Annotated in this window: 17 protein-coding genes; 6 read left to right on the top strand and 11 right to left on the bottom strand. The window is 69.4% G+C overall.

What is annotated here, in order from left to right; all coding sequences use genetic code 11:
- The first annotated feature begins 21 nt into the window (after positions 1-21).
- Complete coding sequence (locus EIZ44_RS06420) at positions 22-978, top strand: helix-turn-helix transcriptional regulator (RefSeq protein WP_134727975.1); 957 nt, start codon at positions 22-24, stop codon at positions 976-978.
- A gap of 1 nt (position 979) precedes the next feature.
- Here the strand turns inward: EIZ44_RS06420 and EIZ44_RS06415 are convergent, their stop codons facing one another.
- Positions 980-1,606, bottom strand: a complete 627-nt coding sequence (locus EIZ44_RS06415; protein ID WP_009085782.1) for a response regulator — start codon at positions 1,604-1,606, stop codon at positions 980-982.
- A 61-nt stretch (positions 1,607-1,667) separates the two neighbouring features.
- The gene (locus EIZ44_RS06410) at positions 1,668-2,459 is read right to left on the bottom strand and encodes an excalibur calcium-binding domain-containing protein (RefSeq protein WP_134727974.1); all 792 of its coding nucleotides are present in this window, start codon (positions 2,457-2,459) and stop codon (positions 1,668-1,670) included.
- A 193-nt stretch (positions 2,460-2,652) separates the two neighbouring features.
- On the opposite strand from EIZ44_RS06410, the gene EIZ44_RS06405 reads away from it, so the two are divergent.
- Entirely contained in the window at positions 2,653-4,065 is a 1,413-nt protein-coding gene (locus tag EIZ44_RS06405) for a 3'-5' exonuclease (protein WP_134727973.1), read from the top strand.
- Here EIZ44_RS06405 and EIZ44_RS06400 read toward each other — a convergent pair.
- Positions 4,054-4,374, bottom strand: a complete 321-nt coding sequence (locus EIZ44_RS06400; protein ID WP_134664482.1) for a nucleotide pyrophosphohydrolase — start codon at positions 4,372-4,374, stop codon at positions 4,054-4,056. The two genes, EIZ44_RS06405 and EIZ44_RS06400, sit on opposite strands and share 12 nt — an antisense overlap.
- 108 nt (positions 4,375-4,482) lie before the next feature.
- Here EIZ44_RS06400 and EIZ44_RS06395 point away from each other — a divergent pair, with 108 nt between their 5' ends.
- Positions 4,483-5,346: a hypothetical protein gene (locus EIZ44_RS06395; protein WP_205673061.1), complete on the top strand. Its 864-nt coding sequence runs from the start codon at positions 4,483-4,485 to the stop codon at positions 5,344-5,346.
- Here the strand turns inward: EIZ44_RS06395 and EIZ44_RS06390 are convergent.
- From EIZ44_RS06390 to EIZ44_RS06380, 4 genes are all read right to left on the bottom strand, one after another.
- Positions 5,343-6,893, bottom strand: a complete 1,551-nt coding sequence (locus tag EIZ44_RS06390) for a DUF1841 family protein (protein WP_167754001.1) — start codon at positions 6,891-6,893, stop codon at positions 5,343-5,345. The two genes, EIZ44_RS06395 and EIZ44_RS06390, sit on opposite strands and share 4 nt — an antisense overlap.
- Positions 6,894-6,927: 34 nt before the next feature.
- Entirely contained in the window at positions 6,928-7,077 is a 150-nt protein-coding gene (locus tag EIZ44_RS44600; RefSeq protein ID WP_009085794.1) for a hypothetical protein, read from the bottom strand.
- A gap of 164 nt (positions 7,078-7,241) precedes the next feature.
- Positions 7,242-8,177: a type I pantothenate kinase gene (coaA, locus tag EIZ44_RS06385; protein WP_037807027.1), complete on the bottom strand. Its 936-nt coding sequence runs from the start codon at positions 8,175-8,177 to the stop codon at positions 7,242-7,244.
- A 134-nt stretch (positions 8,178-8,311) separates the two neighbouring features.
- Positions 8,312-8,935, bottom strand: coding sequence for a macro domain-containing protein (locus tag EIZ44_RS06380; RefSeq protein ID WP_043837850.1), 624 nt, complete (start codon positions 8,933-8,935; stop codon positions 8,312-8,314).
- Between the two features lie 98 nt (positions 8,936-9,033).
- Between EIZ44_RS06380 and pheA the strand changes: the two genes are divergently transcribed.
- From pheA to EIZ44_RS06365, 3 genes are all read left to right on the top strand, one after another.
- Complete coding sequence (pheA, locus tag EIZ44_RS06375; protein ID WP_037807627.1) at positions 9,034-9,939, top strand: prephenate dehydratase; 906 nt, start codon at positions 9,034-9,036, stop codon at positions 9,937-9,939.
- A complete protein-coding gene (locus EIZ44_RS06370) occupies positions 9,936-10,553 on the top strand; it encodes a histidine phosphatase family protein (protein WP_037807031.1) in 618 nt (205 codons plus the stop codon). Before pheA ends, EIZ44_RS06370 begins: the two co-directional genes overlap by 4 nt.
- 152 nt (positions 10,554-10,705) lie before the next feature.
- Positions 10,706-11,374: a DUF4232 domain-containing protein gene (locus EIZ44_RS06365; protein ID WP_037807032.1), complete on the top strand. Its 669-nt coding sequence runs from the start codon at positions 10,706-10,708 to the stop codon at positions 11,372-11,374.
- A 21-nt stretch (positions 11,375-11,395) separates the two neighbouring features.
- Here the strand turns inward: EIZ44_RS06365 and EIZ44_RS06360 are convergent, their stop codons facing one another.
- The 4 genes from EIZ44_RS06360 to EIZ44_RS06345 form a co-directional block, all read right to left on the bottom strand.
- A complete protein-coding gene (locus tag EIZ44_RS06360; RefSeq protein ID WP_134727970.1) occupies positions 11,396-11,854 on the bottom strand; it encodes a hypothetical protein in 459 nt (152 codons plus the stop codon).
- 56 nt (positions 11,855-11,910) lie between these two features.
- Complete coding sequence (locus tag EIZ44_RS06355) at positions 11,911-13,152, bottom strand: MFS transporter (protein WP_205673060.1); 1,242 nt, start codon at positions 13,150-13,152, stop codon at positions 11,911-11,913.
- 153 nt (positions 13,153-13,305) lie between these two features.
- Entirely contained in the window at positions 13,306-13,656 is a 351-nt protein-coding gene (locus tag EIZ44_RS06350) for a metallopeptidase family protein (protein WP_037807040.1), read from the bottom strand.
- A gap of 3 nt (positions 13,657-13,659) precedes the next feature.
- Positions 13,660-14,649, bottom strand: a complete 990-nt coding sequence (locus tag EIZ44_RS06345) for a septum formation family protein (protein ID WP_134727968.1) — start codon at positions 14,647-14,649, stop codon at positions 13,660-13,662.
- Positions 14,650-14,700 lie beyond the last annotated feature (51 nt).

The following is a 14,700-nucleotide window of genomic DNA, read 5'->3' as shown; positions in this document are numbered from 1 at the left end:
CTAATAGAATAAGGAGTTTCGATGGCCGATCCGACGGCGCGGTTGCTGGCGCTTCTCGCTCTCCTGCAGACGGCCGCTGGGCGGAGCGGCCGGGAACTGTCGGAGCGCCTGGGCGTCTCGGCCCGCACGATCCGGCACGACGTCGAACGGCTGCGTGACCTGGGCTATCCCGTCGAGGCGACGCGCGGGAACGTCGGCGGCTACCGGCTGGGCTCGGGCGGGAAGCTGCCGCCGCTCCTGCTGGACGACGAGGAGGCGGTGGCGGTCACGGTCGGGCTGCGGGCGGCGGCGGGTATCTCCGGGATCGAGGAAGCCGGCACGCGGGCGCTCGCGAAGCTCGAACAGGTCCTGCCGTCGAGGCTGCGTCCGACGGTCGACGCCCTGCGCTCGACAATCGACCGCGGTCCGGAGAACACCGGCACCGACGCGCCCGATCCGGAGGTCGACGGCACCGTGCTGCAGGAGGTCGCACGGGCGATCCGGCACGTCGAATGGCTTCGGTTCGACTACGCGGACGAACTGCGGCTGGTCGAGCCGTACCGGTTGCTCAGCTGGCAACGACGGTGGTACCTGGTCGCGCGCGACCCGCAGGACGGCAGCTGGGCGACCTACCGCGTAGACCTGATGCAGCCGCGGATGCCGACCCGCCGCCGGTTCGAGCCGAATCCCTTGCCCGGCGGGGATTACACCGCCTTCGCGATGCGCACGATCGCGGCAAGCGGGTGGATCGTGCACGCGCGGCTGCGCATCGACGCCCCGGCGGACGAGGTGCTGGCGCGGATCAATCCGACGGTCGGCGTCGTCGAACCCCTTGACGAGCACCAATGCGTACTCGTCACCGGCGCGGACAGTTTGGACACCGTGGCTGTCTACATTGGAATGCTGATGATGGACTTCACGGTCGAATCGCCGCCGGAGCTGATCCCGCGGCTGCGGCTGCTGTCCGAACGCTACGGTCGCGCCGTCGCGGGCAGCTGATTCACTTGCCGCGCCGGGCAATCCACGCCGCGGCCTGGGTGCGGCGCTGCATGCCGAGCTTCGCCAGCACGGACGTCACGTAGTTCTTCACCGTTTTCTCGGCGAGGAAAAGCCGTTCAGCGATCTCGCGGTTCGACAGCCCCTGTCCGATCAGCTCCAGGACGTCGCGCTCGCGATCGGTGAGGGCGGCCAGCTCGTCGGTCGGCGGATGGCGCAGCTTGTCGAGCACGCGAGCGGTGCTGACAGGGTCGAGCAGCGACCGTCCGGCGGCGACCTCGCGGACCGCGTTCACCACGTCCTGGCCGCGCACCTGCTTGAGCAGATAGCCCGAAGCACCCGCCATGATCGCGCCGACCATGGCTTCCTCGTCGTCGAACGCGGTGAGCATGAGGCAGGCCGGCGGATTCGGCTTGGACCGCAGTTCGCGGCAGAGCGTGATGCCGTCGCCGTCCCCAAGGCGGACATCGACGACCGCGACGTCCGGCTCGACGTGCATGGCCACCGCGAGCGCCTCTTCGACGCTCCCGGCCTCCGCGACCACTTCCAGGTCGGCCTCGTCGCTGAGCAGGTCGCGCAGGCCCCGCCGGACGAGTTCATGGTCGTCTACGAGCAGCACCTGGATCGGCATATCTCCAGGTTACGGGCCGTGAGGCGGTTCGTCTGCCGGTGGTGCCGCACGACACCAGGAGTTACCGCTCGCAGGCCACCCCGTCGCCGTCGCGGTCCAGTCCGGAACGGTAGCCCGGTTCGCCGACGTGAAGCGGCGCGGCGCCAGCGGCTTTCGCGGCCGCGCAGTTCTTGTAATACACATGCTCAGGTTCCGGCGTGTCCTCGACCGGCGGCGGGGCGGCTTGTTCAGACGTGCGCGGCGCAGGCGGGGGAGCGGGCGTTTCCTTCTGCGGCGTCGGAGTCGGCACCGGCGTCGGCGCGGTGATCACGCCTTTGCAAGGTTCCGCCCACAATCCAGTCGCAGCTTGCTGAGCCGCGTTCGCCGCGGTGCGCAGCGAATCGGAGACGACATTGCCGGACAGCCGGGCGTATCCGGCGGAAAGCGCCGCGGTCGCGTAGTCGGTGCCGTCGCTCAAGGCCAACGCGACACCGTCAGTGGTGTCCGTGGTGATCTTCACCGCCGCGCTGGCGAGCTTGTTGCTGGCCCAAACCGCCGTTTCACTTGCATAGCAATTGTTTCCGGTCGCCACTTCGAGACCGAGGATGCGCACGGTGCGATGGCTGCCGTCGGAACCGGCCAGTTCGATGTTGGCGGCGTCGGTGATTTTGTCCACGGTGTAGGTGACCGGTACGGGGGTGGCCGACGTGGTCGGCGGCGGGGCGACCGGTGCGGCGACCGGCTCCGGCGTCGGTGCCTGCTTTCCGAAAACCGCGCCCAGAATGAAAAGAACCGCGAAGACGCTGAGGACGACCGTCAGCCAGGTCGGGAGTTTCAGCTTGGGACGCGACGGCGGCGCGGGCGTGGAGTGCATTCGGAATTCCTCTTCCTGAGGCGGGTGCCGAATGGTGTTCGCGCAAACGGCAGCAAGTGTTACGCGACCGGCAGCAAGGGCTAAGAGGAAGTCACGGATCCGTCACAAAGACAGTGCCTGATCTCCCGCGTGTGACGATTCGCCGACTTTTCACGATGGTTAGGGGAACTGTCCAGGAGAAAGCGCATCCACGATGGCCGAGTTGATCGAACGACTGTCCCTGTCTTCAACCGGGCAGGTACCCGCGGGCGGCACGGAATTCACCGCGCTCGACGTGAAGACGACCGGACTGCACACCGGCCGCGTCCTGGAGGTCGCCGCGATCCGGTTCCGCAGGGACGGGACGTTCCTCGGGGAGTTCGCGACGGTCGTCGCCGCGGACGCGAGCCGGCGCGACCCGCACCGCATCACCGCGGCGGAACTGGCTGACGCGCCGGCCTTGGGCGACATCCTCAGCCAGGTGTTCGACCTGTGCCGGGGCGCGGTCGTCGTGGCCCACGACCTGTCCTCGGTGGAAGGACTTCTTGCCGAGATCAGCCAGTTGGGCGTCCGCCTGCCGCGGCTGCCGGGGATCTCGCTCAAGGACACCGCGCAGGTGGTCTTGCCACTGCCTAACTACCGGCTCGCCACCATCGCCCGCGCCTTCGGCATCGAGGACTTCCCCGGTTATCTCGCCGAACCGGCCGCCCGGGCGTGCGCGCAGGCGATGATCGCGCTCCTCGGTACGCACGGGTTGCGGTTCGCGCAACCGGTGCGTTTTCCGGAGCTGCCGCGGTACGCGTCCCAAGCGGCAGCCATACGCCGGTCTGCGGCCGGTGCGGAGAAGGGCTGGATGGCCGAGGCGGTGGACCGGGTTCCCGCGGCGGCCGGCGGACCGGTCGCGCAGGCTTACCTCGACCTGCTCGCCGAGGCGGTCGGCGATCAATTCCTGACCGACGAGGAGGTCTGGGCGCTCGCCGATCTCGCGGCCGAAGCCGGGATGGCCGAGGCGGAGGTGCAGCGGATCCACACCGGCTTCGTCGCCGAACTGCGGCGGGTCGCGGAAGCCGACGGGGTGGTGACTTCCGTCGAGTACCGCGAACTGCGGCAGGTCGCGGACGCGCTCGGGGCGCTGGAAGTCGTGGTGGACCTCAGGACCACCGCTACCGGCGGCAAGCCGACGAGGGTGCTGGTGCTCGGGACGACGGCGGACGCGGACCAGTTGCGCGCGAGGGTGCTGTCGGAAGGGTTCCAGCTCGCGAAGAACCTGACGGGCTCGGTCACGCACCTGGCGTACGACTCGGGGGTGCGCGAGTCCGAACCGCGGCTTTCCCGGGCGCTCGAACTCGGCGCGCACGTCTTGCGGCTGGACGAGGCCGCGGTGCTGTGGGGCTTCGTTCCGGCCCCGCAGCCGAGGCATGAGAAAGCGCCCTCCAGCCGGGCCGGGACGATCGGGCAGGTGCTGATGGGGATCGGGCTGATCCTGATGGTCATCACGGTGGTCGCGATGTTCGACGGCGCGGGGATGGGCCTGGGGATCGTGCTGGCCGTGCTCGCGGTCGGTGCGCTGGTCGGCGGCTGGTATCTCGACGAGACGAAGCGGGTCGCGGCCGGGTCAGCGGGCTAGCGGAGGGAACCTCTTCTCGTTCCGGTCCACCTTCGCGTTCGCCGCTTCCAGCAGGTCGATCCCCAGTACGTCCGCCAGCCGGACCAGGTACAGCATTACGTCGGCGATTTCGTCCTGGACGTTGAACTCCTGGGCCGGGTCCGCGCGCCAGTTCGCGGCTTCCTCCGGGGTCAGCCACTGGAACAGGGCGATCAGCTCGCCTACTTCGCCGGACAGGGCCATCGTCAGGTTTTTCGGGGTGTGGAACGGTTCCCAGTCCCGGGCGGCGGCGAAGTCGCGGAGGCGCTGGGTGAGGTCTTCTAGGGTCACCGGACCTGATTATCACGCGCGGTGCTCACCTGGGGTGTCCGGGTTGGGCCGAAAAGAGTACGCCGTTGGCCCACACGCCGGTTACGGGCCATACGGCAGACTGTTCGCGTGAGCGTCCCCGACCCGGTCGAGTACACCGCCAAAATCGGTGCGGTTCTCGATACTGTGCGGCGGCTGCTCGACTCCGGCAGCCGCGCTGATCTCGCGCCGCTCGCGCGGCGGGCGGTGGACGACATCGTGGGCATGCTCGAGCAGCACGGTGCGCTCGCGGCGGACCTCGAGGTGCGGCTTGACCAGGCGGTCGCCCTGTACGCGCGGGCTTGTGCGGCTCGGCCGCCGGATCCGGAGCAGCTCGCGGACTGGGTGCTCGAGGCGGCGTTCAGCGGGTGGGCGGTCGCGGTGGCGGATTTCGCGGCGGCGCTCGGGGACGCCGGGCTCGCCCGGATGAAGTCCATTGTGGACGAAGTGCTGCGCGGGAAACAGGCGGAAAAGCGCGAGATCGCCGAGCGGCTGCAGGAGGAAATCGCCGAGGCGAGCGGGGACGTGGACGGGCTGGTCGCCATTCTCGCGGCCAAACCGCCGCGGGTGGACGTCAGTCTCAAGATCGTCCGCGTGTTGCGGGCGGCTGGGCGGCACAGCGAGGCGATCGCTTACGCGGCGCGGGTGTTGACTCCGCAGCGGAAGGAAACACCGCGGCAGAAAGAGGGGCCGCAGCAGAAAGAGGCCCCGCAAAAAGAAGAAGAGTCCATTCCGGAATACCGCGAACGGATCGAGCAGCTGATCGCGCAGAAAGAAGCCGGCGCGTACCGGGAAGCGGCGCAGTGCCTCAAAAAACTGCGCACCCTCCACAAGCAAGCGGGCACGGCGGAGGAGTTCACCGGCTACGTCGCCGAGCTGGTGAACGTCCACCGCCGCAAGACCCGGTTGCTCGCGGAGATCCGGTCGGCCCGGATCGCGCTGCCGAAGGGCTAGATTTCGGCCAAGGCGGTGCGGTAGGCGTCGAGGTCGTAGTCCAGCTGGTCTTCTTCCTCGGTTTCGGTCAACTGTCCTTCGAGGACAGTCACCAGGCGGTCGAGGACGTCGGCGCGGGAAAGGTCCTGCTGCAGCAGGTTCTGCGCGGCGGTCCACACCTCGGCGGGCTCGTCGTCCCACAGCTGGTCCACAATGGACGTCTCAAGCGCGAGGCGGAGGCCGTCCGCGCCGTCGAATTCTTCCGCGGCCAGCGATTCGTGGTACTCCGGGTGCGCGCCGATCACCAGCAGCCTGCGCTGTTCCGGGTCGCCGGGGTCGAGGTCGGTCAGTTCCTCGTCACCGATCACTGTGGACAGTTCGGGCACCGCGAACCGGCGGCGGGCCACCACTTCCAGTGCCTCGTCGGCGGATTCGGTGCCGTCGAGGTAGTCGCTGAAGTCCTCGTCCTCGTCGTCCGAGAGGTACTCGCCGAGATACTCGGTGACTTCTTCCAGCAACGCGGCCGTGGCGACTTCGGACAGTCCCGCGCGCGCTGCGGCCCAGCCCGCCCAGGACAGCACGACCGGTGCGACGGCGTCCTCGTCTTCCAGCTCGTATTCGCCGTCCAGCAAGGATTCGAGGAACCTCGCCAGCTTCTCCGGACCGACGCGCAGCGGGTTCGCCGGTTCGGTGCGGCAGCCGTGGTCGACCAGCAGATTGGCGATTTCGCGGGCGGCGTCGGCGTCCGGCAGGTTCGTGTCGGAGAGGAACTGGGTGACCGCTTCCTCGCGCTGCGCGGCCGTCCATTCGGCGACCGGCGGAACCTCGGACGGCTCCGGCAGCGAACGCGCCCAGGTCAGTGCGATGGCGTGGAACCGCGTGTAGTCCTCGCCGACGTCAGGCTCGTCCAGCGCGTCGGTGGCCGCGATCCCGGACACCAGCAGCCGGTGCGCGTCGGCGGGCTCGATTTTCTCCAGTACGACCAGTTCGCCGTCTTCCTCGACCTGCGAGCGCATTTCGGCGAGCACCTCGTGCGGCTCCTCGATGACCACCAGGTCGCGCACCCGGCCGCCCTCGGTGAAGTCGAGCAGCGCGAGCAAGCCGAGCGAGTGGTCGCCGCGGGAAAAGACGCACAGCAGCGACGATTCGTCGCCGTAGACGTCCCCGGTGCGCCAGCATTCGCCGACGCTGACCTGTCCGACCTCGGCGGCCCACTCCGGCTCCGGGATGCCCCGGCCGAGCACGACGCCGAGCGCCTCGGCCGCCGCCGAACGCTCCTCTTCGGACTCCGCCAGCACCTTCAGCGCGGCCAGCAGCGCCGCCGCGCCGGGCGTGATCTTGCGCTGGGCGAAGGCGATCAGCTCAAGTCCCAGCTGCGATTCCGGCTCGTCCTCCACGACGACGTCCCGCCACTGCCCGACGACCTCGGAACCCAGCAGTTCGATGTCGAACGGACCGGGCTCGGCCGCGACCGCGGAAAAGTCCCGCAGCACGTCCTTGAACAGACCGTTGACGCTGGGGGCGGTGGGTAGGGAACTCTTCTTGCGCGCGCGGCTCACCGGACTCATGCCGCACATCTTGCCTGGACCCGAAGCTCAGGCCTCAGCTGGTCGGCTCCGCCGTGCCGCGTGCCTTCACGCGCCGTTCGCGCAGCGCGTCGTCGAAGTCGACGACGAACGCCCCGGCGGCCATCGCGACCAGCAGCGTCAATCCCAATACCGCGCCGACCCAGGTCAGGACGATAGTCAACATCGTGGCCTCCTCCGCAGGTCAACTGCTCTCGTCCTGCTGCTCTCAGGGTCGCTTGCGGACGGGTGCGCTGGTATCGGCCAAGTGGTTACGAAGACGCTGGCCGATCGGTCAATTACTCCGGCCGCTGTGCAGCACGGGGCCGGAGAGACGCGTGTGGGTGACCCTCAGAGCTTCCGCAGTCGAACACGGTTGATGGCGTGGTCAGCGTCCTTGCGGAGCACGAGAGTCGCACGTGGACGCGTCGGCTTGATGTTCTCCATCAGGTTCGGCTCGTTGATGGTGCGCCACAGGTGCCGGGCTTCTTCACGGGCCTCGTCGTCGGGCAGGCCGGCGAAGTGGTGGAAGTGCGAGGCGGGATCGGCGAACGCGGTGTGCCGCAGCTTCAGGAACCGCTCGACGTACCAGTGCTCGATGTCGTCGATGTGCGCGTCGACGTAAATCGAGAAGTCGAACAGATCCGAGACCGTCAGGCTCGGGCCGGGCTGCAGGACGTTCAGCCCCTCGATGATGAGGATGTCCGGCCGCTCCACGACCTGTTCCTGGTCCGGGAGGATGTCGTAGGCCAAGTGCGAGTACACCGGCGCGGACACCCGCTCGGCCCCGGACTTCACCTCGGTGACGAACCGCAGCAGCGCGCGCCGGTCGTAGCTTTCCGGGAAACCCTTGCGGTGCATGATCCCGCGCCGGGTCAGCTCGGAACGGGAGTAGAGGAACCCGTCGGTCGTCACGAGGTCGACGCGCGGGTGGTCGGGCCAGCGGGCGAGCAGGGTGCGCAGGATCCGGGCGGTGGTCGATTTGCCGACCGCGACGCTGCCCGCGATGCCGATCACGAACGGAGCCTTGGTGCCCCGACAGTCCTCGCCGAGGAACGTCGTGGTGGCCTCGTACAGCTGTTGCCGGGCCTTCACCTGGAGGTTGATCAGCCGCGAAAGCGGCAGGTACACGTCGGCGACCTCGGCGAGATCGATTTGTTCCCCGAGCCCGCGGAGCCGGACCAGCTCGTCCGCGGTCAGCGGCAGCGGAGTGGAGCTGCGCAGCTCCCGCCACTGTTCCCGATGCAGCTCTACATAAGGGCTGAGTTCACGGACCCGTGTGGGCATCGCACACTCCTCGGCCGTCGCCTGCGCTGGCTCCGTCTGCGCTACTTCCGTAACGCCGTATCAACGGTAGGGCTTACCGCGCGTGAACGCGCTGTGATGTGATGCACGCACCCCTGACCGGGGCGGGAATTCGATCACCGAAGGTGACCGTTTGCCCCGAAAACTTCCTGCCACGCGGCGGCGACCTGCCGGGCGCACGCGGCCGGGGCCACGCCGCCGACGCCGGTGCCGAGACCGGGCATCGCGATCGTCCGCACGGCCGAGGAGACCGGGCCGGAATCCAGCTGTCCGCGCTGCCATTGCAGGAACACCGCGCGTGCCGCGAGATACGGGTGGACGGTGTCGGCGGGCAGCCGTTCGCCGGGTTCGCGCATGGTCGGCGCGCTGATCAGCCACGCCGGTTCGGATTCGCCGGTCGGGACGATCACCGACTCGCCGATCGGCAGCTCACCGCCGTAAGAAGCCAGTACCGCGCTGCGCACGCTTTGCTCGATGCCGGGGAACGCCCGCGAGTAGACGGCGTCGATCCCGCCGCGCATCCAGCCGTAGGAATTGGCCGGGCTGACCACCGCCTGTGCGGAGATGTCGAGCACCGAACCGCGGTGCACGCGGACGGAGCCGCCGAAGTCCGCCACGGCGGAGGTCCACGCCGCGGCCAGCGGTTCATCGACGGCGCACAGCACCAATTCCGGCGTTCGGGGAGAACCCGGCAAACCGGCTTCCCCGTGCCCGGCGTGTGTGCCTGAGTCGGCGGTCACCGTTCCAGCATGGCAAAAAACGCCACCCGGCGTAACCGGTTTAGCCACCGGCTGTCCGAGTGAAAAGCGCCACGCCCGCGGTCGCTAGCCTGACCGTCGTGTTGCGGATCGCGTATTTCGGCCCTCAGGGCACGTTCACCGAGCAGGCCGCCCGCGCGCTCGCGCCGGGCGAGGACCTGACCCCCTACGAGACCGTCCGGCTGGCGCTGCAGGCCGTCCGCGACGGAGCCGCGGACGCCGCGTGCGTGCCGATCGAGAATTCCGTCGAGGGCGTGGTCCCCGCGACGCTCGACGGGCTCAGCGACGGGGACCCGCTCGTCGCCACGGCCGAGACGATCCTGCCGATTCACTTCAGCGTGCTCAAACGGCCGGGCAGCGGCGAAATCCGCACCGTCGCGAGCCATCCGCACGCGCTCGCGCAGGTGCGCGCATGGCTGGAAACGAATCTGCCGGACGCCACCCCGGTCGCCTCGTCGTCCACCGCGGCGGCGGCGGTCGGCGTGGTCGAGGGCGATTTCGACGCGGCGGTGTCCGCGCCGGTCGCGATCGAGCACTACCCGCTGGAGGAGCTGGCGACCGGCGTCGCCGACGTCCGCGACGCGCAGACCCGGTTCCTGATGGTGCGCCGCCCGGGCGAACTGCCCGCGCCTACCGGAGCCGACCGCACGTCGATCGTCGCGGCGGCGGTCAACCGCACCGGGACGTTGTCCGATCTGCTGGTCGAACTGGCCGGCCGCGGGATCAACCTGACCCGGATCGACGCCCGGCCGACGCGCAACAACTTCGGCGAGTACCGGTTCTTCATCGACTTCGAGGGCCACGTCGCCGAACCCCGGATCATCGACGCGATGACCGCCCTGCGCCGCCGCTGCCACCTGCGCTTCCTCGGTTCGCACCCGCGGGCCGACGAGGTCGCGGCCACCATCGAAGAGGGCGCGGGGAACCAGGATTTCCTCGACGCGCAGGCGTGGGTCGATGCGGTTTTGAAGGGAGAAGGCGCATGAGGTTGCTGCTGGTCCGGCATGGGCAGACCGAGGGCAATGTTCGCCGGGCGCTGGACACTGCGTTGCCTGGTCCGCCGCTCACCGAACTCGGCCGCGAGCAGGCCGCGGCGCTCGCCGAACAGCTGAAAGACGAGCCGATCGTGGCGGTCTACGCGTCGGAAGCGGTGCGTGCGCAACAGACCGCGGCCCCGCTGGCCGAGGCGTTCGGGTTCGACGTGCAGGTGATCGAGGGCGTCAAGGAGGTCGACGCCGGAGACCTCGAGGGCAACACCGACCTGGACTCGATCGGCGTCTACCTGCGCGTGGTGAAGGCCTGGACGCAAGGCGACCTCGAGGTCCCGATCCCCGGCGGCGAGACCGGTACGCAGGTGCGCGACCGGATGCTCGGCGCGGCGAACGAGCTGCGGGCCAAGCACGAGGAAACGTCGCCGGACGGGGTGGTCGTGCTGGTCAGCCACGGCGGCGCGATCCGGCTCGCCGGGGAATGGCTGGCCTCGAACGTGCCCGCGGAGCTGGCGAACGAGGCCCTGATCCCGAACACGAAGTTCGTCGAGCTGGAGGCCCGCGACCACGGATGGGAGTGCCTCCGCTGGGTCGATACCCGCCTTTCGTGAGCGGTCGGTCACTCGTGCGGGGAAACGCTGAGTGAAGCCGGGCCCGGTGGGGAACTCACCGGATGCGGAGCAACCCCGTCCGGACCTGGCACGTCCTCCGGATGAAGGTTTCACCTCAGTTAGGCGTTCACCAGCACAGCGAGGCGAGTGAGATGGCAAACACGAAGAAACCGTGGATTTCCCTGGTCTTCCTGTCCGCAGTGGGCGCGTCGGGGGCGCTGCTGCTTTCCGCGTGCGGCCAGGGCGCACCCGCCGCGAGCGGTCCGGCGAGTTCGGACACCCCGTCGAGCAGCCCGATGTCGTCGGCTTCGTCCGCCGCGTCGTCCGCTCCGTCTTCCGCGTCGTCGTCCGCCCCCAGCGGCGGCACGGCGCCGGCCGAGAAACCACCCGCTGACAACGGCCTGTGCAAGGCCGGCGACGTGTCCCTGTCGCTGGGCGGCGGCGACGCCGGCGCCGGCTCGGAGTACCGGCCGCTGCTGATCAAGAACACCAGCAGCACGCCGTGCACCATCCAGGGCTTCCCGGGCGTGTCCTACGTCGGCGGCGAGAACGGCACCCAGATCGGCCAGGCCGCCGAGCGCGACGGCACCAAGGGCGCGCCGGTGAAGCTGGCTCCCGGCCAGACCGCCGCGGCCGACCTGCAGTTCGCGCAGGTGCGCAACTTCGACCCGGGCGTCTGCAAGCCGACGCCGGTCAAGGGCCTGCGCGTGTACCTGCCGCAGGAGACCGCGTCGAAGTTCGTGCCGCTCGACGGCCTCGGCTGCGCGGGCACGAACATCCCGGGCAAGCAGCTCGGCGTGAAGACCGTGCACAAGGCCTGACCGGTCGCTCTGCGAGTGGGGTCAGCCCCGCGCGCAGAGTTGTTCCGCCTGGACGACGGCGGCCTGCCCGTCGCGGTTGTCGAAGCGGCTGCTGAGCACCATCTTGTTCACCGCGTCGAGGGCTTTGGCCAGCGGCTGGTAGTTGCCGTCGAAGGTCGCCGCCGCTTTGGCCAGCTCCGCCGCGCCGGTGACGCGGTGCACCGAGTCGTCGGACATCCGGGTGAATTGCGCCGCGTCGACGCCGCCGGTGGTGTCCGGGATGTGCCCGACGCGGGCGAACGCGGCGCAGGCGGCCGCGGCGTCGACATTCGCTCCGGCACGCTGGCCGGACAGCCCCCACAGCAGCCCGAGCACGCATCCGCCCAGCACGAATCCGGCGACCGCGGCGATGACTAGCGGCCGACGGGCGGCGGGCGGCGGCGATTCGAGTTCGGTGTCGCGGTCGTCGTCCGGCAGCGGCGGGGTGTCGAGTGCAGTCATCGCATACCTCCGGCGGCCGGGGTGAGGTGTTATTTCAGCACCAAACCCGCGCCGGATCACTGCTGCGAACGGACTCCGTCGCCGGTCGAGGCCGTTTTGTCATCGAGCGGGTGCCCGCGCAGCGCGAACAGTGCATAGCCGGTCACGAACAGCAGCAGAAGGCCGGACGCGGCGAAGGTGTCGCCCGCCGAACCGAGCAGTTTCGTGAGCAATCCGCCGAGCAGCGCGCCGAGCGGGATCGCGCCCCACACGACGGTGCGCCAGACCCCGAGGACGCGCCCGAGCAGTTCGCCCGGGACCAGCGTGTGGCGTGCGGTCGCGAGCACGACGTTCACCGCCACCACCGCTGCCGCGAACACGCCGAACAGCACCGCGGACACCACCGGCTGTCGCACCAGGCCCATGCCGCCGAAGCCGAGCGCGCAGAACAACACCCCGCCGACCAGGACCGTCCACCGTCCGATGCGCCGGACCAGCCGTGGCGTCAACCCGGCTCCCAGCAGTCCGCCAGCTCCGCCGACGAACGCGAAAGCGCCGAACGTGGCGTCGGACAAATGCAGGTCTTCCAGCGCGTACAGCACCAGCTGCGCCTGGGCCAGCTCGCTGATCAGGCTGAGCAGACCGGCGATCGCGAGCAGCCGCAGCAGCAGTGAATGCCGCCGCAGCCAGCGGAAGCCGTCCGCGAAATCCGCCCGGATGTGCGACTTCGTTTCCTGCCGCGGCCGGTAGCTGCCCGCCATGCCCAGCAGCACCGCGGCGCCGACCGCGAAGCCGACCGACGAGAGCAGGAACGGGAAGACCGCGAACAGCGCGAAGGTGGCGCTGCCGACCGGGCCGCCGAGGAACGTCTGCCCGACGATCTCGCACGCCTGCAGCTTGCTGTTGGCGCTCTCCAGCCGGTCCGCCTCGACCAGCGCGGGCGGCAGCACGTTCGCCGCGCTCTCCGCGACCGTCTCGGCGATGCCGACGAGCAGCGACGCGACGTAGATCGTCCAGATCTCCACCGTGCCGAAGGCCAGCAGTGCGGTGACCGCCGCGACCACGAGCGCGCGCATCGCGTTCGCCGCGACCATCGCCTTCTTGCGATCGATCCGGTCGACGAGGGTGCCCGCCGGGATGGCGAACAGCAGCCACGGCAGGAACTGCACCGCCGACAGCGCGGCGATCTCCACCGGATCGCGGGTCAGGGTGGTGGCCAGCAGCGGGAAAGCGACCTTGGCGATGCCGTCGGCGAGGTTCGAGGTGCCGCTCGAGGCGAGCAGCCAGCGAAGCCGGCTGTCCGTCTGACGATGCGACACGAACCACCTCACGAGGAAAGGAAACGCCCTGGTGAGGTCAGTCTAGGGAGATCGGCGGCGTTCTGTGACGCTTTGGTGACCTTCGGTGTTTTCCGTGGTCGCGCCGCGGTGTCGAGCAGGGAAGAGCAACGGGCGGACGGGGTTCCGCCGGAATCAGCCCCAGCCGAGCTCGTGCAGCCGCTCGTCGTCGATGCCGAAGTGGTGGCCGAGTTCGTGCATCACGGTGATCAGCACTTCCTCGACGACGTCGTCCTCGGTGTCGCAGATGTCGAGGATCGGCTCCCGGTAGATCGAGATCCGGTCCGGCAGCGCCCCGCTGTAGTGGCTGGTGCGCTCGGTGAGCGCGATCCCGTGGTAGAGCCCGAGGATGTCCGGTGCTTCCTCGTTGAAGTCCTCGACCAGCACCACGACGTTGTCCATCGCCGAGGCGAATTCCGGGGGCACCTGGTCGAGCGCGTCGGAGACGAGTTCCTCGAACCGCGCCTGGCTCATCTCGACGGGCACGGCTCAGTTGCCTCCGCCGGCGCCGGAGCTGGAACTGGGCGGCGGGCTCTGCTGCTGGCCGGACGAGTTCGCCGCCCCGCTCTTCACGCTGCCGGTGACGGCCTGGAATCCGCTGCCGTCCTGCAGCGTGGCCGCGACCTTGCAGTTGACCTTCGTGGACCCGGCGTCCCAGCTCTCCTGCTCGCGCGAGTCCCAGCCCAGGATGAGCTTCTTCGAGGAGAGGTCGGCGCTGCCGGTGTATTCCTTCGCGGCCTTGTTGCACTCGGTGTCCAGCCAGGACTTCTGGTCGTCCAGCTTGGGGTAGCCGTCCTTGAAGTGCGAGGCGAGGTCGAGCGTCGCGATGATCTCGTACGAGTGCGGCTTGCTGCAGTCGACCGGGTCGCCGACGCCCTTGCCCGCCAGCGCGAGGCAGGTGCCCGGGGCCCACACCATCGACTGGTCCTGGGTCTTCGCCGCGCCGGTGGTCAGCTGCAGCGTCCCGCCCGGACCGGCGAACTGCAGGCCGCAGCGCAGCTGGCGGTCGCCCTGGGCCCACTGCGCCGACGTGGGCCGCAGCAGGTTGGTGGTGAGCTTGCCGTACGGGTCGAGCGGATGGCCGAGGTACGGCCGCACGTCGGCGTTGCACTGCTGCTGGGCGATGTCCTGCCACTGGTCGAGGCTCGGGAACGGAGCCTGCTGCGGGTACTTCGCGCCGATGTCGACCACGGTGGTGACCTCGAACAGGTGCGGCTGCGTGCACGGCACCTGGTGCGCGTCGGAGGCGTCCTTGGCGTTCCAGGCCAGGCAGGTGCCCGGCGGCGAGTGGAACGCCTGCTGGGCGGCCTCGCTGAGCTTGCCCTCGCCGCCGCCCGCGCCGCCGGCGAGCGTGTCGGTCCAGGAGAAGGCGACGCTCAAGGCCAGCGCGATGACCGCGCCGAGGAACACCCCGGCCATCACCACGCGGGTGGTCAGGGTCTGCATACGCGAAGGGAACCGCTCCGAGCGTTGAGACATCGATACCCATGATGCCCGCGCCGCATGAACCGCGCGTGTGCCGGGTCGATT

The sequence above is a fragment of the Amycolatopsis nivea genome, assembly GCF_004522235.1.
Classification (GTDB): Bacteria; Actinomycetota; Actinomycetes; order Mycobacteriales; family Pseudonocardiaceae; genus Amycolatopsis; species Amycolatopsis nivea.
Note: the sequence above shows the minus strand (reverse complement) of the source record. Positions and strands in the feature narration are given on the sequence as shown.

Coding starts and splice junctions, on each gene's coding strand:
- EIZ44_RS06370 (WP_037807031.1), top strand. CDS start 9,936: ATGAGGTTGCTGCTGGTCCGGCATGGGCAGACCGAGGGCAATGTTCGC.
- EIZ44_RS06360 (WP_134727970.1), bottom strand. CDS start 11,854: ATGACTGCACTCGACACCCCGCCGCTGCCGGACGACGACCGCGACACC.
- coaA (WP_037807027.1), bottom strand. CDS start 8,177: ATGCCCACACGGGTCCGTGAACTCAGCCCTTATGTAGAGCTGCATCGG.
- EIZ44_RS06365 (WP_037807032.1), top strand. CDS start 10,706: ATGGCAAACACGAAGAAACCGTGGATTTCCCTGGTCTTCCTGTCCGCA.
- EIZ44_RS06410 (WP_134727974.1), bottom strand. CDS start 2,459: ATGCACTCCACGCCCGCGCCGCCGTCGCGTCCCAAGCTGAAACTCCCG.
- EIZ44_RS06405 (WP_134727973.1), top strand. CDS start 2,653: ATGGCCGAGTTGATCGAACGACTGTCCCTGTCTTCAACCGGGCAGGTA.
- EIZ44_RS06415 (WP_009085782.1), bottom strand. CDS start 1,606: ATGCCGATCCAGGTGCTGCTCGTAGACGACCATGAACTCGTCCGGCGG.
- EIZ44_RS06390 (WP_167754001.1), bottom strand. CDS start 6,893: ATGAGTCCGGTGAGCCGCGCGCGCAAGAAGAGTTCCCTACCCACCGCC.
- EIZ44_RS06420 (WP_134727975.1), top strand. CDS start 22: ATGGCCGATCCGACGGCGCGGTTGCTGGCGCTTCTCGCTCTCCTGCAG.
- EIZ44_RS44600 (WP_009085794.1), bottom strand. CDS start 7,077: ATGTTGACTATCGTCCTGACCTGGGTCGGCGCGGTATTGGGATTGACG.
- EIZ44_RS06345 (WP_134727968.1), bottom strand. CDS start 14,649: ATGTCTCAACGCTCGGAGCGGTTCCCTTCGCGTATGCAGACCCTGACC.